Consider the following 21259-nt stretch of genomic DNA (forward strand, 5'->3'; position numbering starts at 1 on the left):
GGTGATGCCCCCCGCCCTGCCTCCCGCCGCACGGCGCCATGCCTGGCGCAATGCGCTGCAGAGCATGCTGCTGCTGGCGTTCATCGCCGTCTTCCTGACCCTGCTGGGCTGGATGCTGTGGGGTCCGGCCGGCCTGGGTCTCCTGGTCGGCCTGTTCGTGCTGCCGTTCGTGTCGGGCATGTCGTCCGCGCAGGCCATGGCGCGCTTCGGCGCCGTGCCGATCCTGCCGGAACGCGCACCGGAGCTGTGGTCGATGCTCGACGAGCTGAGCGCGCGCGCCGGACTGCCGCGGCGTCCGGTCCTCTACTATCTGCCGAGTCCGGCCGCCAATGCCTTTACCGTCGGCGGCCGCGGCGCCGCCGCGGTGGCGCTGACCGACGGCCTGCTCAGGCGGCTCGCGCCGCGCGAGCTGGCCGGGGTGTTGGCACACGAGATCGGACATATCCACAGCGGCGACCTGCGGGTGATGGCGATCGCCGACCTGATGAGCCGGGCCATCGCCCTGTGCGCGCAGATCGGGGTCCTGCTGGCCCTGTTCAGCCTGCCGCTGATGCTGTTCGGCCACGTGGCGCTCAATCCCCTCGCCCTGGGTCTGCTCATCTTCGCGCCGTATCCGGCGGCGCTGGCTCAGCTCGCGCTGTCGCGCACGCGCGAATACGATGCGGACCGTTTCGCCGTCGGCCTGACCGGGGATCCCGAGGGTCTTGCCTCCGCGCTGGCCAAGCTGGACGAGGGGCGGCAGGGCTGGCTCGCGCGCATCCTGCTGCCCGGCTATCGGCGCGAGCCCGCGCTGCTGCGCTCGCACCCGTCGAGCGCGCGGCGCATCGCACGTCTGGCCGAATACCGCCCGGTGCCCGCGCGTTCGACACCCTGGCGGCATGGCGAGGCCGGTTTCGCCGCCGGCGCAGGGCATGGTCGCGGCGCGATGTCGCCGCGTCGCTGGGGCGCGTTCCGATGGTGAGCGTTTTTCGACAACCCGACAGTGAGGTCGTCCCGTGAGTGATTCATTGCACATCGTGTGTCCGCATTGCGATGCGGTCAATCGCATCCCCGCCGCCCGCCTGGCCGACGGCCCCGGCTGCGGCAGCTGCCATCGCCCGCTGTTCACCGGCGAGCCGCTGCCGCTGACCGCCGAGCGTTTCCACAAGCACGTCGCGCGCAGCGACATTCCCCTGCTGGTCGATTTCTGGGCGCCATGGTGCGGCCCCTGCCGGATGATGGCGCCTTACTTCGCCGAGGCGGCGGCGCAGCTCGAACCGCACGTGCGCCTGGTCAAGGTCGACACCGAGGCGGAGCCGGCGCTGGGGGCGCAGTTCTCGATCCGCAGCATCCCCACGCTGGCGCTGTTCAAGGGCGGTCGCGAGGCGGCGCGTCAGGCGGGCGCCATGGGTACGGCCGACATCGTGCGCTGGGCAAGGGCCAACGGCGGCGCCTAGCCGGGCTCCTGGTCGTCGCGCCGGCGGTTGTCCCAGAAGCGTTCGAGCGGGAATGCGCGGTCCTGCTTGACGGTGCGCGTGACCACGTAGGTGAAGTAGCGCTCCACGCCCATGCCGTCCTCCAGCCAGCCGTCGATGAAGCGCTGGTAGGCGACGATATCGGCGGCCACGACCAGCAGCAGATAGTCGAAGCCGCCGGCGACCGCGTAGCAGGACAGCACCTCCGGGCGTTGCGCCACCGCGCCTTCGAAGCGCGCGAAATCCTCCGCGCGATGGCGGGTGAGCGTGACCTCGACCAGGAAGTGGGCGACGTCGAGCAGTTCGTCGATCGCCACCTCGGCATGGTAGCCGCGCACCAGACCCTCGCGTTCGAGCCGGCGCAACCGCTCCCAGCAGGGGGTGGGCGAGAGGTGGATGGCCTCGGCCAGGCGCAGCTTGGACATCCGCCCGTCGCGCTGCAGCGCCGTCAGAATGGCGAGGTCGTAACGGTCCAGTCGCGCGCGCCTCATCGCGAACCGCCTCGTGTCCGTCTGCCGTGGCGGGCGGACCTCATGCGCCGTGTCCGCCGTCGCGGCCGACCACGGCCAGCGTGTCGCCGCGTGCCACGCCGCCGCGGGCCGCACGGCACACCAGCACGCCGTCGGCCGGTGCGTGCAGCGGCAGGGGGGGCGCCAGCGGCGTGTCGATGTCGTACAGCCGGGCGACGACCTGTCCCGCGGCGACCGGATCGCCGACCTCGATCAGCGGTTCGAGCAGGCCGCCGCGCAGCGCCATCACGTAGCCGTCTTCGGGCACCTCGAGAAAGCGCGTCGGCGCGGACGCCGGCGGGGCAGCGTCGAGCATGCCGAGGGCGGCGAGGCAGCGCAGCAGCCCGGCATGGGCCAGCGCCACGGTGGCGGGGGTGACGCCGCCGCCACCGCCCAGCTCGGTCGACAGGAAGGGCAGGCCCATGGACTCGACCGCGCTGTCCAGCTCGCCGGCGCTGTCCAGCTCGGTGAGCACCTGGGTGAAGGGGGCGGCGAAGGCCTCGGCCAGGGCGCGCGTCGCCGCGCGCTGCGCCGGATCGGCCAGTTCGTGGATGACCGCGCTGGGCGCAAAGCGCAGGGTGCTGCCCCCGGAATGGATGTCGATTACCGCATCGGCCTGCGGCAGCAGCCGCGTGTGGACCCAGTGGGCGATGGCGGCCGTGGGGCCGCCGTCCGCGCGTCCGGGGAAGCTGCGGTTCATGTTGGCGCCGTCGAGCGGCGACAGCCGCCGGCCCGCCTGGAGCGCGGGATAGCAGAGCGCCGGCAGGGCGACGATGCGCCCGCGCAGCGAGGAGGCGTCCAGGCCCTGCAGCAGGCGCAGGATGCCGAGCGGGCCTTCGTACTCGTCGCCGTGGCTGGCGCCGGTGAGCACCAGGGTCGGCCCCGGTCCGCCCACGCAGGCGACGATCGGCGTCAGCAGACGCCCCCAGGCAGAGGCGTCGGTGGACAGGGGCAGATGCAGATTGCCGGCGCGCAGGCCGGGCGAGTCCAGGTTGATGTCGCAGTGCACGCGGCTGGTGTCGTCCATGAGTTCCTCCCGTAATGCTCCCAAGAAACCGCGATGCAGCCGGCGAGTCAAGCGCCGGCACCCACCGGGGGGCGCACGCACTGCCGCGAAGCGGTCCGTTTCGAGGGCCGAGGACAGGCAAGACTCTCTGCGCAGCGGGGCCGTTTAAGGCCACGGTATCGCCCGGGGCGCGCCCATACTGTGACCGTGGGCGCGGCGTGAGTCGTTGCCCGAACCCCCACGACCTCAGCAACGGAGGGCGACATCATGGCCGAAGCCGCCATCAACCGCGAATTCGATACACGCCTTGCCGATCCCGAACTCTGGAACGAGCGCGACTGGGTCGCGGGCGAATGGGTCGCCGAGGGCGGCCGCATCCCGGTCGTCGATCCCGCCACCGGCAAGACGCTGGGCCACGTGCCCGCGGCCGGCCCCGCAACGATGCGCCGCGCCATCGACGCGGCCGCCGCGGCGCTGCCTGCTTGGGCGGCGCTGACCCCGGACGAGCGTGCCGAGCGTCTGCTGGCCTGGTACGAGGGCATGCGCGGCCACCGCGAGGATCTCGCGCGCATCATGACGCTGGAGGAGGGCAAACCGCTGGCCGAGGCGCGCGGCGAGATCGACTACGCCGCCAGCTTCGTCCGCTGGTTCGCAGATGAGGGACGCCGGGCCAGTGGCGAGACCATCCCCAGCCATCTGCCCGGGCGCCGCCTGAGCACCGTGCGCCGACCGGTGGGGGTCACCGCCGCGATCACGCCCTGGAACTTCCCCTCGGCGATGGTCACGCGCAAGGCCGCCGCCGCCCTCGCCGCGGGCTGCCCGATGATCGTGCGCCCAGCGAGCGAAACGCCGTTCTCGGCGCTGGCGCTGGCGCGTCTGGCCGAGCGCGCCGGGATTCCCGGCGGCGTGTTCCAGGTCGTCACCGGCGACGGGCGCACGCTCGCCGCCGAGCTGATGCGCGACGTGCGCGTGCGCGCGCTCAGCTTCACCGGCTCCACCGAGGTCGGCAAGGCGCTGATCCGCCAGTCGGCGGACACGGTCAAGCGCCTGACCCTCGAACTCGGCGGCAACGCGCCGTTCGTGGTGTTCGACGACGTCGATCTGGATGCCGCCGTCGCGGGCGCGCTCGCCGCTAAGTTCCAGACCTCCGGCGAGGACTGCCTGGCGGCCAACCGCATCCTGGTGCAGCGGCCGCTCTACGCACGCTTCCTCGAACGCTTCGCCGCCGCCACGGCACGCCTGCGCGTCGGTCACGGCTTGGCCGAGGATACCGAGATCGGCCCGCTGATCGACGAACGCGCGGTGGCCAAGGCGGCGGCCCACGTGGCCGATGCGCGCCGGCTCGGCGCCCGCGTGCTGGCCGGCGGCGAGGCCCTCGGCGGCCATTTCTATGCGCCGACCGTGCTCGCCGACGTGACCCCTGAGATGGCCGTGTTCCGCGAGGAGACCTTCTCGCCGGTCGCCGCGGTGATGCCCTTCGACGACGAGGCCGAGGCGATCCGCCTCGCCAACGACACCGAATACGGCCTGGTCGCCTACTGCTATACGCGCGATCTCGCCCGCGCCGCCCGCGTCGGCGATGCGCTCGACTACGGCATGCTGGCGGTCAACTGCGTCAAGCTGACCGGCCCGCCGATCCCCTTCGGCGGCGTCAAGCAGTCCGGCCAGGGGCGCGAGGGCTCGCGCCACGGCCTCGACGAATACAGCGAAATTCACTACACCTGCCTCGCCCTGCCGGCGTGAGGCCAAGCCACGGGAGAATCGCATGAGCCAGCAAGCCACCACCCCACGAGACAGCGCCGGCCTGGCCGAGCTGGAAGCCGCCGACCGCGCCTATGTGCTGCACCCGTCCACCCAGCTCAAGGCGCACGCCCAGGGCCTTTCGGGCGGCCCGCAGATCATCACCGGCGGGCAGGGCGCGACCATCCGCGACGCCCACGGCAATGAATACCTCGACGGCTTCGCCGGGCTGTACTGCGTGAACATCGGCTACGGTCGCACCGAGGTGGCCGAGGCCATCGCACGGCAGGCACACGAGCTGGCCTACTACCACAGCTACGCCGGGTATTCGAACGAGCCGCTGATCGAGCTGTCCGAGCGCCTGATCCGCATGGCGCCGGCGGGCATGAGCCGGGTGTACTACGGCCTTTCCGGCTCCGACGCCAACGAAACCCAGATCAAGCTGGTCTGGTACTACAACAACATCCTCGGCCGCACCACCAAGAAGAAGATCATCTCGCGCCACCGCGCGTATCACGGTTCCGGCGTGATGACCGGCAGCCTGACCGGCCTGCCCGTGTTCCATCAGGCCTTCGATCTGCCGATGCCGCAGATCCGGCATACGCTCACCCCGCATTACTATCGCCGCGAGGATGCCGGCATGAGCGAGCGGGAGTTCTCGCAGTACTGCGCCGACGAGCTGGAACGCATGATTCTGGAGGAAGGGCCGGACACGGTCGCCGCCTTCATCGGCGAACCGGTGCTCGGCACCGGCGGCATCATCCCGCCGCCCGAGGGCTACTGGGAGGCGATCCAGGCGGTGCTGCGCCGCTACGACATCCTGCTGATCGCCGACGAGGTGATCACCGGCTTCGGCCGCCTGGGCACGACCTTCGGCAGCGAGAAGTACGGCATCGAGCCCGACCTGATGACCCTGGCCAAGGGCCTGACCAGCGCCTACGCGCCGCTGTCCGCGGTGATGGTCGGCGAGCGCGTGTGGCGCGTGCTGGAAGAGGGCGCCGATCGCCTCGGCGCGTTGGGCCATGGCTGGACCTATTCCGGCCATCCGCTGGGTACCGCCGCCGCGCTGGCCAACCTCGACATCATCGAGCGCGAGGGGCTGGTCGAACGGGCGCGCACCACCGGCGACTATCTGCTGGCCGGCCTGCGCGAGGCGCTGGCCGATTCGCCCATCGTCGGCGAGGTGCGCGGCGCGGGCATGCTGGCCGCGGTCGAGTTCGCCCGCGATCCGGCGGCGCGGCTGCCCTTCGCACCCAAGCACAAGGTCGGCGTGCGCATCTACGAGGCCTGCCGCGCGCGCGGCGTGCTCGCCCGCGCCATGCCGCACGGCGACATCCTCGGCTTCGCGCCGCCGCTGGTGCTCACCCGCGCCGAGGCGGACCGCATCGCCGAAACCGCGCGCGAGGCGGTGGCCGCCGTGGCCGACGAGCTCGTGGGGCAGGGCGCGCTGAGTGGCGGCTGAGGCCGGCGCGCCGACCCCGGCCGACATCTACCGCGCCCGCGCCCGCATCGCCGGGCGCGTGGCGCGCACGCCGCTGCTGTCCTCGCCGCGTCTGGCGCGCGCCTGCGGCGCCGACTCGGTGTCGCTCAAGCTGGAGATGCTGCAGCCCAGCGGCGCCTTCAAGCTGCGTGGGGCGACGCATGCGCTGCTCGCGCTGGCGCCCGAGACCCGCGCCCGCGGCGTGGTGACCGCTTCCACCGGCAACCACGGCCGCGCGCTGGCCTGGGCCGCGCGCGCCGAGGGCGTCGCCTGCACCGTCTGTCTGTCCGCTCTGGTGCCCGCCAACAAGGTCGCGGCGGTGCGCGAACTGGGCGCCGAGGTGGTGCTGGCCGGCGACGACCAGGATGCCGCGGTGGCCGAGGCCCTGCGCCTTGCCGAGACGCGGGGCCTTGGCTATATCCCGCCCTTCGATCACCCCGATGTGATCGCGGGGCAGGGCACCCTAGGCCTGGAACTGCTGGAGGATGCGCCCGATCTCGACACTCTGCTGGTGCCGCTGTCCGGGGGCGGGCTGCTTGCCGGGGTGGCGCTGGCGGTGAAGGCGGTCAAGCCGGACGTGCATGTCGTCGGCATCAGCCCGCAGCGGGGTGCGGCGATGATCGAGAGCCTGCGTGCCGGGCGTCCGGTCGAGGTCGCCGAGGAAACGACGCTGGCCGACAGCCTGGGTGGCGGCATCGGCCTCGACAACCGCTACAGCTTCGCCCTGGTGCGCGCGTTGGCGGACACGGTCGTCCAGGTTTCCGAGGCGGAAATCGCCGCCGCGATGCGCGAGCTCCATCGTCACGAGCGCCTGGTGACGGAAGGGGCGGCCGCGGTGGGCGCGGCGCTGCTGGCGCGCGGCGAGGTGCCCGGCGGCGGTCGCCGCGCGGTCGTTCTCGTCACCGGCAACAATGTCGACATGGACCGGTTTACCCGACTCATCTGCGAACGAGACTGACATGAGCGTACGGATTCTCGGCGAGGGTGAACTGCGCCGCCTCGTGCGGCTCGACGAGGCCGCCATCGAGGCCGCGGAGCACGCCTTTCTGGCCCTCGGCGAGGGCCGCGCGATCCAACCGCCGGTGTTGGCGCTGGAGATCGCCGCACGCAACGCCGAGGTCGACATCAAGACCGCCTACATCGACGGCTTGCCGCAGCTTGCGATCAAGGCCTCCTCGGGCTTTTTCGGCAATCCTGCGCGCGGTCTGCCCAGCCTCTCGGGCTTCATGGCGCTGCTCGATGCCACGAGCGGGCGCACGGTCGCGGTGCTGTTGGACAACGGCTATCTCACGGACGTGCGCACGGCCGCCGCAGGCGCGCTGGCGGCACGCACCCTGGCGCGTGCCGATGCCCGCATGGCCGGCGTGCTTGGCAGCGGCGTGCAGGCGCGGCTGCAGATCGAGGCGCTGAGCCTCGTGCGTCCGCTCGAACGGGTGCTGGTGTGGGCACGCGAGCGCAATGCCGCGCTGGCCTATGCCGACGAGATGCACGCGCGCCTCGGCATTCCGGTCGAGCCGCGCGAAGCGGCCGAGGCGGTGGTGCGCGAGGCGGATATCGTGGTGACCACGACGCCTGCGCGCGAACCGCTGGTGCAGGCCGAATGGCTGCATCCCGGCCAGCACGTCACGGCCATGGGTTCGGATGCGCCCTACAAGAACGAGATCGCCCCCGCCGCCGTGGCGCGGGCAGACCGATTCATATGCGACGTGGCCGCGCAGAGCCTGGCCCTCGGCGAGTTGGGTCCGGCGGTGGCGGCGGGCGCAATGCCGGCGGACACCCTGCCCGTCGAACTGGGCGCGGTGCTCTGCGGACGGTCCAGCGGACGCACCGACAGGGACGAGATCACGCTCTGCGATCTGACCGGCACCGGTGCGCAGGACACCGCGATCGCGGCCCATGCACTGGCGCGTGCGGTCGCGGCGGGGTACGGTCTGGCTATCGGGGACTGACGCGCCGGGCCGGCCCGGCGCGTAGAGGGGGCCGGCACCTGCGCCGGCGCGAAAGTGAACGAGAGGCTCATGCATGACCAATGAAACCCCTTACCAGCATGCCAGCGCGGTGTCGCCGGTCGGTTGCCCCGCGCGTCACGGCGACATCTGGCCGCTGCCCTTCAGCCCGCTGGAATACGCCGACCGCCTGCTGCGCACCAAGACTCTGATGAAGGCGCAGGGGATCGAGGTGCTGCTGGTGTTCGACCCGGCCAACATGAATTACCTGACCGGCTACGACGGCTGGTCGTTTTACGTGCCGCAGCTGATCGTGGTGGCCCTGGCCGAACCCGAGCCGCTGTGGATCGGGCGCGGGATCGACCTCAACGGCGCGCGCGAGACCACCTACGTGGACGACGGCAATCTCTACGCCTATTCCGACCGCTACGTGCACCACGATCACCGCCATCCGATGGATTTCGTGGCGCACATCCTGCGCGAGCGTGAGTTGGACAACGCCCGCGTCGGCCTGGACATGGACAGCTACTATTTCTCCGCACGCGGTTACGAGGTGCTGCGCCGGCAGCTGCCGCATGCGAGCTTCACCGACGTCACCCGCTTGATCTCCGGCCTGCGTTCGATCAAGTCGCCGCAGGAACTCGAATACATGCGCCAGGCCGGACAGATCATGCAGCGGGTGATGAAGGTCGCGCTGGGCAATGTCGAGCCGGGCATCCGCCAGTGCGACGCGGTGGGCGAGATCTACCGCGCGCAGATGCGCGGCACCCAGGCCTATGGCGGCGACTACCCCGCCATCGCCCCGATGCTGCCGACCGGCCGCGGCACCTCGACCCCGCACCTGACCTGGACCGACAAGCCCTTCGTGCGCGACGAGGCCTGCATCCTGGAGCTGGCCGCGGCGCGCTACCACTACCACTGCCCGATGGCGCGCACCGTGTTCATGGGCGATCCGCCCAAGCGTCTGGTGGACGCGGCGATGATCGTCGCCGACGGCGTGCAGGCGGCGCTGGATGCGGTCAAGCCGGGCGCCACCTGCGAGGCCATCGAGGCGGCCTGGCGGTCGGTCACGGCGCCGCGCGGCATCGTCAAGGAGTCGCGCATCGGGTATTCGATGGGGCTGAACTATCCGCCCGACTGGGGCGAGCACACCATGAGCCTGCGCCCCGGCGACCGTTCCGTGCTCGAACCGGGCATGACCTTCCATCTGATTCCCGGAATCTGGATGGACGACTGGGGCGTGGAGATATCCGAAAGCTTCGTGGTCACCGCCGACGGCTACGAACTGCTCGCGCCGTTCCCGCGCAAGCTGTTCGTCAAGCCCTAGAAGTAGCCTTCCTGCTCGGCCACCGCGTTGACCAGCGCGCGTCCGCCGTCGAGGCTGTTGCTGATGCCGTGGCGGTGGTCGATCCACCAGCGCGCCTCGGTCTGCGCGGCGAGATAGTCGGCGGCGCGGGCGATGCCCTGCTTGACCGCGCGCCAGTGGTCGGGGTCCTCGGCCTCGGCCTGCGCATCGACGCGGGCGACCCAGGCGTTGACCTTGTCGAGGCCGCCGAAGGCGGACAGGCGTACGCCCTCGGCCCAGGCGACCTGCCTTTCCGAACCCTCCAGCGGCGGCAGCCCGCGCGCCTGCGCCGCGAGGCGTGCTGCGGCGGCCTGCCGGGCGCGCTCCGCCTCGGCCTCCCCGGCCTGGCACAGCAGGCAGGTGCCGGCGGCAAGCTGCCCGCAACGGTCTTCCCAGGCATAGTCGTCGTCGCCGTAGAAGGGGTAGAGCATCACATGCTCGCAGGCGTGGCGGACGGTTTTCAGCTCGAACTGCTCGCGCGTCGCGCCGTTGCCCTGGTTGGGGCCGAACAGCGTGCAGGGCGTGCCCTGCTGGGCATGCCAGCGCGCGACGTCGAGGTGATGCGCCGATTCGTAGACGCGGCGGATGCGACTGCCGGGGTAATGCCGCTCGATCACCTCGGCCTTGAAGGCGAGCGCCGGACGGCGGTCGCCTTCCGGCCGCAGCCAAAGCGCGTCATGCGCGATCTGCCAGTCGTGAAGCCACTGCAGGGTCTGCGCACGCACCTCGGCGCCACGGCCGCTCAGCAGCACCACCGGCGTTCCCGCCGCGCGCGCCTGATTGAGCCGCTGGATCAGCGGCAGGTTGGGCATGTCGCCGCCGCAGGCGGCGTGGAAGGCCTGCCAGTTGCGTTCGCCGGTATCGTTGTAGAGGTGGTGCAGGCGATGCTCGATCAGCGCGAGCACGCCGTCCAGTTCGCAAATCACGATTTCGCGTGCGTCCGCCGTCATCGGTCTGCAGGTCCTCCCTGATGCGTAAAAACGAGTAAATCTTCGCCAAGCGGCAACCGCGGCGGGCTGGCCACAGACCGCGCGGTCTCTCGCTTTGCGGCATTTACGCCGCAAGCGAGCCGTTTCGAGCGCACGGAACCCACGCGGCGCTTTCCTGTCCATCCGCCAGACAATATGCCAGACAGGGAGAAAACGATCATGAAATGGAAAATGTTGCCGCGACGCCGGCACAGGGCGCCCCGCATCTGGTTGAACGCGTTCCTGGCGGCGGTGTTCGGGATCGGTATGGGCATGAGCGGCTGGGCCTTCGCCGGCAAGCCGGACCTGCCCATACACCCCGACACCTCGCCGCAGCGCCAACTGGTGAACCTGCCCGACTTCACGCCGATCATCAAGCGCGTCGGCGACGCCGTGGTGAACATCAGCAGCACCAGTTCCCGTGTGGTGCACGAAGGACCGCAGGATCCTTTCCCCCCGGGTTCGCCGTTCCATCAGTTCTTCCGCCAGTTCATGGCGCCCGGCGGGCAGCAGCACGAGAAGGTGACTGACCTCGGCTCGGGCTTCATCCTCAGCTCCAACGGCTACATTGTCACCGCCGGCCACGTGGTGCGCCACGCCAGCCACATCGTGGTGACCCTGACCAACCACCGCTCCTACCCGGCCAAGCTGGTCGGCCTGTCGGTGCGCTACGACACGGCGCTGCTCAAGATCGACGCGCATGATTTGCCCACGGCGCCGATCGGCAATTCCAATAACCTCAAGGTCGGCCAGTGGCTGCTTGCGGTCGGTGCGCCGTTCGGGTTCTTCAATACCGTGACCCAGGGCGTGGTCAGCGCGATCAACCGCACCCTGCCGCACGACGACGAGTACATCCCCTTCATCCAGAGCGACGTGCCGATCAACCCCGGCAATTCCGGCGGCCCGCTGCTCAACATGTCCGGTCAGGTGGTCGGCATCAACGACCAGATCTACACCAGCAGCGGCGGTTACATGGGGCTCTCGTTCTCGATCCCGATCGACACCGTGATGCACGTGGTGGACGACTTCAAGCAGCACAAGCCGGTGCAGTTCGGCTGGCTCGGCGTCGAGGTGCAGGACGTGACCACGCAGATGGCCAAGGCCCTCAATCTGAAGGAGCCGGTGGGCGCGCTGGTCGCCTCGGTGTCGCACCATAGCCCCGCCGCCATGGCCGGTCTCAAGCCCGGCGACGTGATCGTGACCTTCAACGGGCAGCCGGTCGACACGGTGGGGCAGTTGCCGCCGATGGTGGGCAACACCCTGCCGGGGACGAAGGTCGACATCGGCATCCTGCGCAACGGCAAGGCGATGACGCTGCATGCGACGGTCGGCGTACTGCCGCAAAACGCCGGCGGCGGCAACGGTTCGACGGTGAACGGCAATATCTCGCGCCTGCATATTCAGGTCCAATCGCTGAGCGAGAAGGACAAGAAGCATTTCGGCGTCGGGCACGGCGTGCTGGTCATCGGCGTCGGCAACGGTCCGGCCGCCAACGCGGGCATCACCCCGGGCATGGTGATCCTCGATCTGGCCGGCGAGCCGATCCGTTCGCCGGAGCAGCTCAAACGTCTGGTCGACGGGCTGCCGGCCGGCCATTCGATCGCGGTCCGCGTGAAGGCGCATGGCCAGACGCTGTTCACCGCGATCACACTGCCGCCGGCGGACTGATCGACGACGGAAGTGCGCAGGCGCGGCGGTGTGCGTCACGCACATCGCCGCGCGCTCGCGTCCGGCCGGCGGATGCTAACCTTAGGTCCGTCCGCCGTCCGCCGTCCGCCGTCCGCCGATGTCAAATATGCACAAACCCTATTCAGAATCCAGCGACCAGAATCGCGAGCCTATTCTCGCCGTCCTGATCCGCCTGTTCGCGGCGCCGGGCCGCGTGCTTGAAATCGGCAGCGGCACGGGCCAGCACGCGGTGTATTTCTCCAGCGATCTGCCGCATCTGATCTGGCAGCCGAGCGATGTCGCCGAGAACCTTTCCGGTATCCGCGCCTGGCGCGAGGAGGAGGGCGGCGAAAATCTTCTCGAACCGCTCGAACTCGATGTGCGCACGCAGCCGTGGCCGGTGCGTGCGGCGGCCTTCGATTATGTCTATTCCGCCAATACCGCGCATATCATGTCCTGGGCGGCCGTGCAGGCCTTCGTCGCCGGCGTTGGTCGCACGCTCGTCCCCGGTGGGCGTTTTGCCCTGTACGGCCCCTTCAACTACGGCGGCCGCTATACCAGCGACAGCAATGCCCGCTTCGACGCCTGGCTCAAGGCGCGCGACCCGCAAAGCGGGGTGCGCGATTTCGAAGCGGTGCAGGCGCTGACCTCGGAGGTCGGCCTGCGGCTGCTGCAAGACATCGCGATGCCGGCGAACAACCGGGTGTTGTGCTGGGAGCGAAGCTGAAGGCCGTTCGTGCGGCGGTTTGAATGACGGATCGAACCATCAGCAAAGGCGGGCGCCGAGGCCACTTTAGGCGCTGTCAAGGGTGACGCCGCAACCCCGCGTGAAACCTGCAGCCGCATCCGTTGTCCAATCGTTTTTTACGATGATGGCGGGCGATCATCATGCATTCCCACGCAGTGCCGGCAAGACTCCGCCAGGGCGAACTCGGCCTCGGGCATATCGTGTCGGCGACGCTCGCGAATATCGCCCCGGCCATGAGTTTTTATTTCGGTTTCGGCGTCATCGTGGCGGGAGCGGGCGTGGCGGCGCCGCTGACCATCCTCGTGGCCATGATCGCGGTGCTGTTCCTCGCCAACACGCTGGCGGAATTTTCGCGTTTTACGCCCTCGGCGGGTTCGTTCGTGACATTCATCGGCAAAGGTTTCGGCGCGACGGCGGCGGTGACCGCCGCCGTGTTCCTGATATTCGGTTATATCCTCGCCGGTTCAGCCGTGGTGGCAATCATGGGCGGCTGGACCAGCGAAACGCTTCATCGATACCTCCATGTGCAGATTCCCTGGCAGATCATGACCTTTGCGGCCCTGGTGCTGGTCGGCGCGATGACCGTGCGCGGGGTGCGCCTGTCCACGGCCTGGGCGGCGGCGGCCTTCTGGCTGGAACTGGCGATTCTGGTGGTCGTCGGCATTGCGCTGCTGGGCGTGCATGGTCGCCTGAGTCTGCGTCCGCTCGATCCGCAGTCGCTGGCGGGCGGGTTCAAGGGGCTGGGGCTTGGATTTCCCATCGCCATTTTTCTGTTCATCGGCTGGGAAAACGCCTCCATGATGGCGGATGAAACGATGACTCCCCGGCGACTGGTACCGCGTGCGCTGTTCGCCAGCGTGCTCGCCATCGGCGTGCTCTACACCTTTCTCGCCTATGCCACGGTGGTGGGGTTCGGTTACGACGCCAAGGCGCTTGAAGCTGCGCAGGTGCCCTATGTCGATCTGACGGCCCATCTGCTGGGCGGTGTGGTGGTGCTGCTGTATCTGGCCGGCGTGACGAGCATTCTCGGTTCGCTGATCGGGCTGGTGAACGCTCAATCGCGCATCCTATTCAACAGCGGGCGAGAGGGACTGCTGCCGAATCTGTTCGGCGCGGTGCACGACCGCCATCGTACGCCGTGGGCGGCCATCGCGACCTTCCTGCTCGCCGCGCTCGCTTTGTTGTTCATGTTTGCGGAGGGCAAGAATCCCGTGAATTACTTCGGCGAGGCCGCGACCTGCGGTACCATCCCGGTCGCGATCATTTATGGCGTGACCAATCTGGCCCTGCCGGCGTATGTCTGGCGAACCCATCGCGCGGCTTTCTCCTGGGTACGGCATGCCGCGCTGCCGATGCTGGGTTTTCTGGCGATGATTCTGCCGGTCTGGGGGCTGGTCACGCCGGGGCAGCCCTACCCGTTCAATCTCTACCCTTATGTGGCGCTGGGCGTGCTCGCGGTGGCCTATTTCTATGCGCGTAGCGCCACCGCACGGGACCCCGGCATGGGCGAGCGCATCGGTTCCATTGTGGCCGACGAGGCAAAGTAGCCGCGCGCGCAATTCGCGGGCCTGAATGTTGCAGGAAAATGTTCAACGGCGGCCCGGGCCTGCAGGACGAGGCGGCCTGTCGTTGAAATAAGAATGCAGCGCGTATGTGATAAGTGTGTCGGCTGGCCAATCGACGATCCAGCGAATCAAATAACCGATAATGTGGCGGCAGCTCGGTTCGCTTGCCGCCGGAGCGAGAGCGTTCGTGGTGAATACACAACAAGAAGTCACCCAGGGACAGGCCATGGTCGAGCAGCCCGTCAGCCACGAGCTTGCCGCCGTGCTGGCGGGCGGGACCCGGGTCTATGTGCAGATACGGCCCTACGAGGCCCGTTTCGAGGCCAGCGTGCTCGGTTGCGTGGCCGACCGCTACCTCATTTTCCGTGCCGACGGCACGCGTGGCGGGCCGCCGGTGCCGCCGAGGGTGGGCGACAACATTGTCGTGCGTTTCCTGGTGGAGGGTGTGGCCTACGGCTTCAACAGTTCGATCATGCATACGATTTCGGTGCCCGAGCCACTGATATTCATGCAGTATCCGGCTACGATCACGCGCGTCAGCGTGCGCCAGCATCAGCGTCTGCCCTGTCGTCTGCCGTGCGTGGTGACCGGCGACAATGGCGAAAAGGAAACCGCCCTGCTGCTGGATATCTCCGAGCAGGGCGCCAAGGTGGCTTGCCGCAACCCGTCAGCGGGTCAGCGCAGCGCGGGCATGGCCGTCGGCCTGGAGCTGGCCTTGCCGGACCCGCTGGGCATCCAGGCGTTGATCGGCAAGATCGTGCGCATTACGGAGCAGGGCAAGGCGAACGTCGCCGGCGTCGTCTTCGACCAGCCCTATCCGGAGCTGCTGGCGAACCTGTACACGATCCTCTGTATCGACCAGTTTATCTGAGCGCCGTACGCCAGACGCACCCGCGCCGTGCATGGATGCGATGCCGGCACCACGAGCGTGCCTGCGCGCGTGCCCACTATACTCGGGGTATCCGCTGCAGCGAGTGCCGCACATGAGCGTTCCCGCTACCGACCGTCCGCACCCATCCGTTGTCGCCGGCCCGATCGCAGGCAGGCTGTGCCTGCGGTGCCTGCCGCTACCGGATCGACATGCCCGCTCTAGACGACGTGGCGATCTGCCACTGCGGCGAGTGCCGGCGCAGCACCGGAGGGACGCATGTCACCTGGGCCAGCGTGCCGCGCGCGGCCTTCCAGTGGACCGGAGTCGAGCCGCACTGCTACCGGCCGGCAAGCGGGGGCGAACGTTATTTCTGTCCCGCCTGCGGCGCACACCTCGCGCTGTGGACGCCGCTCGCGCCGGATACCCTCGACGTCACCGTGAGCACCCTGGACCATCCCGAGCGCCATCCGCCGGATCGACATATCTGGGTGAGCAGCCGCCTGCCCTGGGTGTCGCTGAACGACGGCCTGGCGCAGGAGGACGAGGAAACGCTGCCGCCGCGCGAATCGCGCTAGCCGCCGAGCCAGGCGGCGAGACCGGAGATCGTCGCCACCGAGAGCAGCGTGGAATAGAGAATCGAACGCGAGGCGAGACCCGCTTCGCGGTCGTAGAACTTGGCCAGCATGAACGGTCCCGTGCCCACCGGCAGGGCGCTCATCAGCACCGCCGTATGCGACCACACCGCCGGCATCTGGAAGGCGCCGAAGGCGAGCGCGGCGGTGACCAGCGGCTGCAGGAACAGCTTGAATCCGACCACGCGGCCGACGCTGCCGCCGGCCTGCCCGGGTTGCCTGCGCGACAGGAACAGGCCGATGGTGACCAGCGCGCAGGGGCTGGCGGCGGCGCCGAGCAGGCTGGTGAAGCGCAGCACCGGGGCGGGCAATGGCCATCCGGTGAGCGCGTAGGCCAACCCGAGCAGGGGGGCGAGCACCAGCGGATTGCGCAGCAGCGAGCGGCCCACGCGCAGCAGGGTGCGGCCGAAATGAGGGCTTTGCTGCAGATCGGTCTCGATCAGCACGATGGCGCCGGCGAACAGCACGGTCGCGGTCATCAGGGTGGCGATGATCGCGGGCGGCAGGCTGTCCTTGCCGAACAGGATCAGACACAGCGGGATGCCCATGTAGCCGGTGTTGGCGTAGGACGCGCTCAGTCCCTCCAGGCTCAGGTCCGCGAGTCCGCGGCCCGGTGCGCGCGCGAACAGCAGTGCGACCAGGAAGGTGACGCCCATGCCGACGCCGAAGGCGATCAGGAAACCCGGGTGGGCGACCTCGCGCCAGGTGATCTGCGCCATGGCCTGGAACAGCAGCGCGGGCAGTGCCAGCCAGACCACGAAATTGTTCAGGCTGTCGGTCGCCGCGGCGCCGAGCAGGCCCCGCCGACCGACCACGAAACCGGCCAGAATCAGCGCGAACACGGGCAGCACCGAACCCAGCACGGAGGTCATGTCGGCGTCCGGTGCGGGCGGGAGCGTGCTATGGAGATCGGCGGCAGGCCGGGCATGGCGGTACGACGCAGGCGGCAAACGCGGGATTCTCGTGCGCCTGCGCCTCGGGGTCAATCCGCTGGCACCGGCCCTTGCAGCATCTCGCGCATGACCTCGTCCAACGGGGTCCGCGGGCAACGGTCGCCGACGATCGACCGCAGCCGCCCGTCATCCAGGTTTACCTCCCGCTGCCACAGGTAGCGCATTTCGATCACGCCTCTCATCAGAGGCGAAAACGGAGCCGCGAGTCGCAACGGCCACCACGCCATGGGATGCGGAATCACTTCGAGGCCGCTGGCTGTGTGCAGGGCGGTGGCGATTTCGGCGAAACTGGCGCGGTGGCCACGGTAGTGCAGGGAATACCAGGCGGGCAGCTCCCCCCGCACCTCGAGCAGGGCCGCGGCACAGGCCGCGGCGTCCGGCAGATAGGCCCAGGTATGCGGCAGTTCGGACGTGCCCGGCAGTGTGAGTCGGATGCCCCGGGGTACCCGTCGGATCAGGTACTGCAACCAGCTGCCTGCGGCATGGCGGCCGATGAAGTCGCCCATGCGCAGCAGGATGACCCTGGCGCCCCGCTCGGCGGCTTGCGCGAGCCGCGCCTCCATGGCCAGGCGCAGCCGACCTTTCTCGGTGATCGGCCGCTGCGGCGAGCTCTCGTCGAAGACCGGACCGTCGGCCGGGTCGAAGACGTAGACGTTGCCCGGGAAAAGTACGGTCAGACGTTCGCTCTCGGCGACTGCGGCGGCGTTTTCGAGCATCGGCAGCGCGACGCCGCGCCAGCGGTATTTGGCCGGGTTGGCCGCGTGCACCAGCACCTCGGCACCCTCCGCGGCGCGTTGCAGATCGTCGCGCCGCCGGGCATCGCCGGCGAATAGCCTCGCCGCCGGCAAGCCTGGGGGCAATCGCGACGCATCGCGTACCAACGCGCTGAGTTCCCAGCCCCGTGCGTGCAGCGCCCCGGCCACGGCACTGCCGAAACCGCCGCCCAGGCCCAAAATGAGTGCTCTCGGCATGGTTGTCTCCTGACCATGTGATTTCGACGGCCAGTTTGAGTTATGTATATTGGTATTAGAATAGGAATATTCTTCGTACCGTTATGCAAATATGAATGACGTCGATTGGCGCCGCGTGCGTATTTTCCTGGCCGTTGCCGTTGCCGGCAGTCTGTCCGCGGCGGCCCGTGAGCTGGGTCTTTCGCAGCCGACCCTGAGCAGGGAGATGCTGGCGCTGGAGCGCGAAACCGGGGTCAATCTCCTGCGCCGTACGAAACAGGGCGTGAGCCTGACCGAGGCCGGCGAACGCCTGGTCGAAACCGCGGCAAGGATGGGGCGGGCTGCGGGCGATTTTGCCCGCGAGGCTGCGGGCATTTCCGCCGAGACGGTGGGTGACGTCCGGGTCAGCGTCAACGAGGTGCTGGGTACCTATCTGCTGCCGGCCGCGCTGGCGGCGCTGCGCCGCCGTCATCCGGGCATCCGGGTGGATGTGGTGATCAGCAATCGCGTCGCCAGTCTCGACCGCGGCGAGGCGGATATCGCGCTGCGCATGTTCCGTCCGGCGCAGGCCGATCTGGTGGTGCGTCGGCTCGCCGACATGCCGCTGGGTTTTTATGCGCACCGGGATTACGTGGCCCGGCACGGCGATCCGGCCCATTGGGGCGATTTGGTCGGGCACAGCGTGATCGGCAACGATCTTGACGCCGATTTCATCGAGGGTGCTTCGCGCATGGGCCTGGAGATCACGCGTGACGATTTCAGCCTGCGTTGCGATCATCTGCCGACGCAGATCGAACTGGCGCGGGCGGGCGCGGGCATCTGTGCCATGCACCAGGGGCTTGCCGTGCGTTGGCCGGAGCTGGTTCCGGTCATGACCTGGCTGCAGCTGCCGGCGCTCGAATGCTGGTGCGTGGCGCATCGCGATGTCCGGCGCAATCCGGCGATCGGGGCCACGATGCGTCATTTGGCCGATTGGTTCGAGAGCGACCCGTATGCCCTGTCGCGCGCCACTTGAACCGCGGGGCATGTCGCGGCCACAGTCTTGCGAACAGACCCTAGCGATACCCGAACCACGCAACAGGAGGACACAACATGCTCGAAACGGGACAAAAGGCGCCGGATTTCTCCACGCTCGACCAGTCTGGCGCGCCGGTCAGGCTGGCGGATTACGAGGGCGTGCAGCACGTGGTGCTGTATTTCTACCCCAAGGACGACACCCCCGGATGCACCATCGAGGCGAAGGATTTCTCGCGTCTGGCCCGCGACTTCTCGGCCGCCGGCGCCGTGGTGTTCGGCGTGAGCCGGGATTCCAGCGAGAGCCATCGCGACTTTATCGACAAGTACGGACTGGATATCGGCCTGCTCGCGGATACCTCGGGCGATTTGTGCGAGCGCTACGGGGTATGGCAGGAAAAGGAGAAAAACGGGGAGCGGCGGATGGGTATCATGCGCTCAACCTTCATCGTCGACCGGGAGGGCCGGCTGGCCTATGTCGAATACGGCGTCGACCCGAATGGGCATGCCGAACGCATGCTGGAGCGGGTGCGCACGCTCTAGTGCACGCGGCCGCCGCCCGTCGTCGGGCGGCGGCCGCGCGGGTCAGTCGTCCTTGGCGAGGACGAAGGCCTTTTCGACGGTGAAGTTGCCGACGCCCTTGTAGTTGGTCATGACCCAGCCGTTGGCTTCGAGGTGGTCGGTCATTTCCTCGTTCATGTGCGGGTTGCCGCAGAGCATGACGCGGTCATGCTCCGGGTCCGGCACCGGGAGGCCGAGCATTTCCGACAACTCGCCCGAGCGGAACAGATCGGCGCCGCGGCGGCAGACCTCGAAGGGTTCCTGGGTGACGGTCGGCACGTAGCGCAGCTTGTCGTCGCACAGGGCCTCGATCTCGTGGCGATAGGCCAGTTCGGGCACGGTACGCACGGTGTGAACCAGGATCACGCGCTCATGCTGGCTGTAGGTTTCGGGGGCGCGGATCAGGCTCATGAAAGGTGCCAGCCCGGTACCCGTGGCGAGCAGATAAAGATTGCGTCCCGGGCGGACGTAGTCCAATGTCAGGGAGCCGGTGGCCTTGGTGTTGATCCAGATGCCGTCACCCTCGCTGATGTGCACGAGCCGGCTGGTGAGCGGGCCGTCCGGGACGTGTATGCTCAGGAATTCGAGGTGATCCGCGTCATTGGTCGAGACGATGGAATACGCGCGTGCGATCAGCTTGCCCTCGGGGCGCAGACCCAGGGTGACGAATTCGCCGTTCTTGAACTGGAAATTCTCCGGGCGGGTGGTGGTGAGACTGAAGGTCTTGTCCGACCACTTGCGGACGGAGGTGACTTGCTGTTCCGTGTAAGGCATGAATACTTCCCGATCTCTCTGTGGCTTGCGGCGGCGCGGCCTTGCCGGGGCCGTCGCGGTTCGAGTCAGTCCGCGGCGCGGCCGGCGTGCCGGCGCGGCGGGGTGTGTGCATGGAGGCCCCTATTGTGACACCTGAAGGCGGGCGCTTCGAGTTGAGCCTGACGGTTTCGCCGGCCGACATCGATGCCCTGGGCCATGTCAACAACGTAGTTTACCTCCGTTGGGTCCAGGATGCCGCAATTGCGCACTGGCGCGTCGTGGCCACGCCGGAGCTGCGCGCGACCCTGCTGTGGGTGGTGCTGCGGCACGAGATCGACTACAAGCGTCCGGCCTACGAGGGCGAGACGCTGCGGGTGCAGACCTGGGTGAGCGAAGCGCTGCGTCGCCGTTTCGTGCGTCATACCGAATTTCTGCGTGCCGAGGACGGTCGTCTTTTGGTGCGCGCGCGCACGCTTTGGTGTCCGGTCGACCGTCACACGCGCAAGGCCGTGGCGACGGGGCCGGAGGTGCGCGCCTGTCTGTTGAAGCCCATGCCGACCATGCCTGAGCAGGAGGATTGACATGCTGCTGCGCGGAAGCTGTCATTGCGGCCGGGTTCGTTTCTCGGTCGAATCGGCCCAGCCCTATCCCTTCAACCGCTGCTATTGCTCGATCTGCCGCAAGACCGCCGGCGGAGGCGGCTATGCCGTCAACCTCGGCGCCGATCATGCCAGTCTGGCGGTCGAAGGATTCGAACACTTGGGTGAATATCGTCCGCTGATGACGGATCCCGAAAGCGGCGATCGTCGGCCGGATCCGGGTAGACGCTATTTCTGTACGCACTGCGGCAGCGCGCTGTGGCTGTGGGATTCGCGCTGGCCGGAGCTGGTGCATCCGCAGGCTTCCGCCATCGATACGCCTTTGCCGGTACCGCCCGCGCGCACGCACATGATGCTGGGCTCCAGGGCCGGCTGGGCCGAACCCGAGCTGCGGCCAGGAGACCTCGTCTTCGACGATTACCCGGACGAATCCCTGGCCGAGTGGCATGCCCGCCACGGCCTGACCTTGCCGCCTGATTGAGGACGGCCGATCGACG

Annotated in this window: 22 protein-coding genes; 16 read left to right on the plus strand and 6 right to left on the minus strand. The window is 68.6% G+C overall.

What is annotated here, in order from left to right:
* Positions 1 to 4: 4 nt before the first annotated feature.
* Together THPRO_RS13455 and trxC are read left to right on the plus strand one after the other, a co-directional pair.
* The gene (locus THPRO_RS13455) at positions 5 to 961 is read left to right on the plus strand and encodes a zinc metalloprotease HtpX (protein ID WP_065089748.1); all 957 of its coding nucleotides are present in this window, start codon (positions 5 to 7) and stop codon (positions 959 to 961) included.
* A gap of 34 nt (positions 962 to 995) precedes the next feature.
* Complete coding sequence (gene trxC / locus THPRO_RS13460) at positions 996 to 1436, plus strand: thioredoxin TrxC (protein ID WP_038093310.1); 441 nt, start codon at positions 996 to 998, stop codon at positions 1434 to 1436.
* On the opposite strand, the gene THPRO_RS13465 is transcribed toward trxC, so the two are convergent.
* Complete coding sequence (locus THPRO_RS13465; RefSeq protein WP_052064673.1) at positions 1433 to 1945, minus strand: Lrp/AsnC family transcriptional regulator; 513 nt, start codon at positions 1943 to 1945, stop codon at positions 1433 to 1435. The two genes, trxC and THPRO_RS13465, sit on opposite strands and share 4 nt — an antisense overlap.
* A 40-nt stretch (positions 1946 to 1985) precedes the next feature.
* A complete protein-coding gene (locus THPRO_RS13470) occupies positions 1986 to 2990 on the minus strand; it encodes a succinylglutamate desuccinylase/aspartoacylase domain-containing protein (protein WP_038093307.1) in 1005 nt (334 codons plus the stop codon).
* Between the two features lie 246 nt (positions 2991 to 3236).
* On the opposite strand from THPRO_RS13470, the gene THPRO_RS13475 reads away from it, so the two are divergent.
* The 5 genes from THPRO_RS13475 (at position 3237) to THPRO_RS13495 (ending at position 9462) form a co-directional block, all read left to right on the plus strand.
* Positions 3237 to 4712, plus strand: coding sequence for an NAD-dependent succinate-semialdehyde dehydrogenase (locus THPRO_RS13475; protein ID WP_052064672.1), 1476 nt, complete (start codon positions 3237 to 3239; stop codon positions 4710 to 4712).
* A 22-nt stretch (positions 4713 to 4734) separates the two neighbouring features.
* A complete protein-coding gene (locus THPRO_RS13480) occupies positions 4735 to 6171 on the plus strand; it encodes an aminotransferase (RefSeq protein WP_038093304.1) in 1437 nt (478 codons plus the stop codon).
* Entirely contained in the window at positions 6161 to 7147 is a 987-nt protein-coding gene (gene eutB, locus THPRO_RS13485) for a hydroxyectoine utilization dehydratase EutB (RefSeq protein ID WP_038093301.1), read from the plus strand. Before THPRO_RS13480 ends, eutB begins: the two co-directional genes overlap by 11 nt.
* A gap of 1 nt (position 7148) precedes the next feature.
* Positions 7149 to 8138, plus strand: a complete 990-nt coding sequence (locus tag THPRO_RS13490) for a cyclodeaminase (RefSeq protein WP_038093298.1) — start codon at positions 7149 to 7151, stop codon at positions 8136 to 8138.
* A 73-nt stretch (positions 8139 to 8211) separates the two neighbouring features.
* Positions 8212 to 9462: a M24 family metallopeptidase gene (locus THPRO_RS13495; protein WP_082954654.1), complete on the plus strand. Its 1251-nt coding sequence runs from the start codon at positions 8212 to 8214 to the stop codon at positions 9460 to 9462.
* On the opposite strand, the gene THPRO_RS13500 is transcribed toward THPRO_RS13495, so the two are convergent.
* The gene (locus THPRO_RS13500) at positions 9459 to 10430 is read right to left on the minus strand and encodes a phosphatase domain-containing protein (RefSeq protein ID WP_065089749.1); all 972 of its coding nucleotides are present in this window, start codon (positions 10428 to 10430) and stop codon (positions 9459 to 9461) included. The two genes, THPRO_RS13495 and THPRO_RS13500, sit on opposite strands and share 4 nt — an antisense overlap.
* Before the next feature lie 198 nt (positions 10431 to 10628).
* Here THPRO_RS13500 and THPRO_RS13505 point away from each other — a divergent pair, with 198 nt between their 5' ends.
* The 5 genes from THPRO_RS13505 to THPRO_RS13525 all read left to right on the plus strand — a co-directional run bounded on the left by THPRO_RS13505 (position 10629) and on the right by THPRO_RS13525 (position 15875).
* Positions 10629 to 12116 (plus strand): Do family serine endopeptidase, encoded by a 1488-nt coding sequence (locus tag THPRO_RS13505; protein WP_201786996.1) that lies wholly within the window; start codon positions 10629 to 10631, stop codon positions 12114 to 12116.
* A 118-nt stretch (positions 12117 to 12234) separates the two neighbouring features.
* A complete protein-coding gene (locus tag THPRO_RS13510; RefSeq protein WP_038093291.1) occupies positions 12235 to 12843 on the plus strand; it encodes a DUF938 domain-containing protein in 609 nt (202 codons plus the stop codon).
* 161 nt (positions 12844 to 13004) lie between these two features.
* A complete protein-coding gene (locus THPRO_RS13515; RefSeq protein WP_052064671.1) occupies positions 13005 to 14411 on the plus strand; it encodes an APC family permease in 1407 nt (468 codons plus the stop codon).
* A gap of 208 nt (positions 14412 to 14619) precedes the next feature.
* Entirely contained in the window at positions 14620 to 15300 is a 681-nt protein-coding gene (locus THPRO_RS13520; protein WP_161489990.1) for a flagellar brake protein, read from the plus strand.
* 149 nt (positions 15301 to 15449) lie between these two features.
* Entirely contained in the window at positions 15450 to 15875 is a 426-nt protein-coding gene (locus THPRO_RS13525) for a GFA family protein (protein WP_038093283.1), read from the plus strand.
* Here the strand turns inward: THPRO_RS13525 and THPRO_RS13530 are convergent.
* Both THPRO_RS13530 and THPRO_RS13535 read right to left on the minus strand, forming a co-directional pair.
* Positions 15872 to 16804, minus strand: coding sequence for an AEC family transporter (locus THPRO_RS13530; RefSeq protein WP_038093344.1), 933 nt, complete (start codon positions 16802 to 16804; stop codon positions 15872 to 15874). The two genes, THPRO_RS13525 and THPRO_RS13530, sit on opposite strands and share 4 nt — an antisense overlap.
* 110 nt (positions 16805 to 16914) lie before the next feature.
* Positions 16915 to 17856, minus strand: a complete 942-nt coding sequence (locus THPRO_RS13535) for an NAD-dependent epimerase/dehydratase family protein (RefSeq protein WP_038093281.1) — start codon at positions 17854 to 17856, stop codon at positions 16915 to 16917.
* Positions 17857 to 17947: 91 nt separating this feature from the next.
* Between THPRO_RS13535 and THPRO_RS13540 the strand changes: the two genes are divergently transcribed.
* Positions 17948 to 18850 carry a LysR family transcriptional regulator gene (locus THPRO_RS13540; protein WP_038093278.1) on the plus strand — a complete coding sequence of 301 codons (903 nt, stop codon included), beginning with the start codon at positions 17948 to 17950 and terminating at the stop codon, positions 18848 to 18850.
* A gap of 77 nt (positions 18851 to 18927) precedes the next feature.
* Complete coding sequence (locus tag THPRO_RS13545; protein WP_038093276.1) at positions 18928 to 19392, plus strand: peroxiredoxin; 465 nt, start codon at positions 18928 to 18930, stop codon at positions 19390 to 19392.
* Between the two features lie 42 nt (positions 19393 to 19434).
* On the opposite strand, the gene THPRO_RS13550 is transcribed toward THPRO_RS13545, so the two are convergent.
* The gene (locus tag THPRO_RS13550; RefSeq protein ID WP_038093273.1) at positions 19435 to 20184 is read right to left on the minus strand and encodes a ferredoxin--NADP reductase; all 750 of its coding nucleotides are present in this window, start codon (positions 20182 to 20184) and stop codon (positions 19435 to 19437) included.
* A gap of 110 nt (positions 20185 to 20294) precedes the next feature.
* On the opposite strand from THPRO_RS13550, the gene THPRO_RS13555 reads away from it, so the two are divergent.
* Both THPRO_RS13555 and THPRO_RS13560 read left to right on the plus strand, forming a co-directional pair.
* Entirely contained in the window at positions 20295 to 20744 is a 450-nt protein-coding gene (locus THPRO_RS13555; RefSeq protein WP_052064678.1) for an acyl-CoA thioesterase, read from the plus strand.
* A 1-nt stretch (position 20745) separates the two neighbouring features.
* Positions 20746 to 21243, plus strand: coding sequence for a GFA family protein (locus THPRO_RS13560; protein ID WP_038093266.1), 498 nt, complete (start codon positions 20746 to 20748; stop codon positions 21241 to 21243).
* Positions 21244 to 21259: the final 16 nt, after the last annotated feature.

The sequence above is a fragment of the Acidihalobacter prosperus genome, assembly GCF_000754095.2.
Lineage (GTDB): Bacteria > Pseudomonadota > Gammaproteobacteria > DSM-5130 > Acidihalobacteraceae > Acidihalobacter > Acidihalobacter prosperus.

Bases quoted from the DNA above. Each gene is read 5' to 3' on its own strand.
- THPRO_RS13455 (WP_065089748.1), top strand. From the start codon at position 5: ATGCCCCCCGCCCTGCCTCCCGCCGCACGGCGCCATGCCTGGCGCAAT.
- THPRO_RS13465 (WP_052064673.1), bottom strand. From the start codon at position 1,945: ATGAGGCGCGCGCGACTGGACCGTTACGACCTCGCCATTCTGACGGCG.
- THPRO_RS13470 (WP_038093307.1), bottom strand. From the start codon at position 2,990: ATGGACGACACCAGCCGCGTGCACTGCGACATCAACCTGGACTCGCCC.
- THPRO_RS13475 (WP_052064672.1), top strand. From the start codon at position 3,237: ATGGCCGAAGCCGCCATCAACCGCGAATTCGATACACGCCTTGCCGAT.
- THPRO_RS13480 (WP_038093304.1), top strand. From the start codon at position 4,735: ATGAGCCAGCAAGCCACCACCCCACGAGACAGCGCCGGCCTGGCCGAG.
- THPRO_RS13490 (WP_038093298.1), top strand. From the start codon at position 7,149: ATGAGCGTACGGATTCTCGGCGAGGGTGAACTGCGCCGCCTCGTGCGG.
- THPRO_RS13495 (WP_082954654.1), top strand. From the start codon at position 8,212: ATGACCAATGAAACCCCTTACCAGCATGCCAGCGCGGTGTCGCCGGTC.
- THPRO_RS13500 (WP_065089749.1), bottom strand. From the start codon at position 10,430: ATGACGGCGGACGCACGCGAAATCGTGATTTGCGAACTGGACGGCGTG.
- THPRO_RS13505 (WP_201786996.1), top strand. From the start codon at position 10,629: ATGAAATGGAAAATGTTGCCGCGACGCCGGCACAGGGCGCCCCGCATC.
- THPRO_RS13510 (WP_038093291.1), top strand. From the start codon at position 12,235: ATGTCAAATATGCACAAACCCTATTCAGAATCCAGCGACCAGAATCGC.
- THPRO_RS13515 (WP_052064671.1), top strand. From the start codon at position 13,005: ATGCATTCCCACGCAGTGCCGGCAAGACTCCGCCAGGGCGAACTCGGC.
- THPRO_RS13530 (WP_038093344.1), bottom strand. From the start codon at position 16,804: ATGACCTCCGTGCTGGGTTCGGTGCTGCCCGTGTTCGCGCTGATTCTG.
- THPRO_RS13535 (WP_038093281.1), bottom strand. From the start codon at position 17,856: ATGCCGAGAGCACTCATTTTGGGCCTGGGCGGCGGTTTCGGCAGTGCC.
- THPRO_RS13540 (WP_038093278.1), top strand. From the start codon at position 17,948: ATGAATGACGTCGATTGGCGCCGCGTGCGTATTTTCCTGGCCGTTGCC.
- THPRO_RS13545 (WP_038093276.1), top strand. From the start codon at position 18,928: ATGCTCGAAACGGGACAAAAGGCGCCGGATTTCTCCACGCTCGACCAG.
- THPRO_RS13550 (WP_038093273.1), bottom strand. From the start codon at position 20,184: ATGCCTTACACGGAACAGCAAGTCACCTCCGTCCGCAAGTGGTCGGAC.
- THPRO_RS13555 (WP_052064678.1), top strand. From the start codon at position 20,295: ATGGAGGCCCCTATTGTGACACCTGAAGGCGGGCGCTTCGAGTTGAGC.
- THPRO_RS13560 (WP_038093266.1), top strand. From the start codon at position 20,746: ATGCTGCTGCGCGGAAGCTGTCATTGCGGCCGGGTTCGTTTCTCGGTC.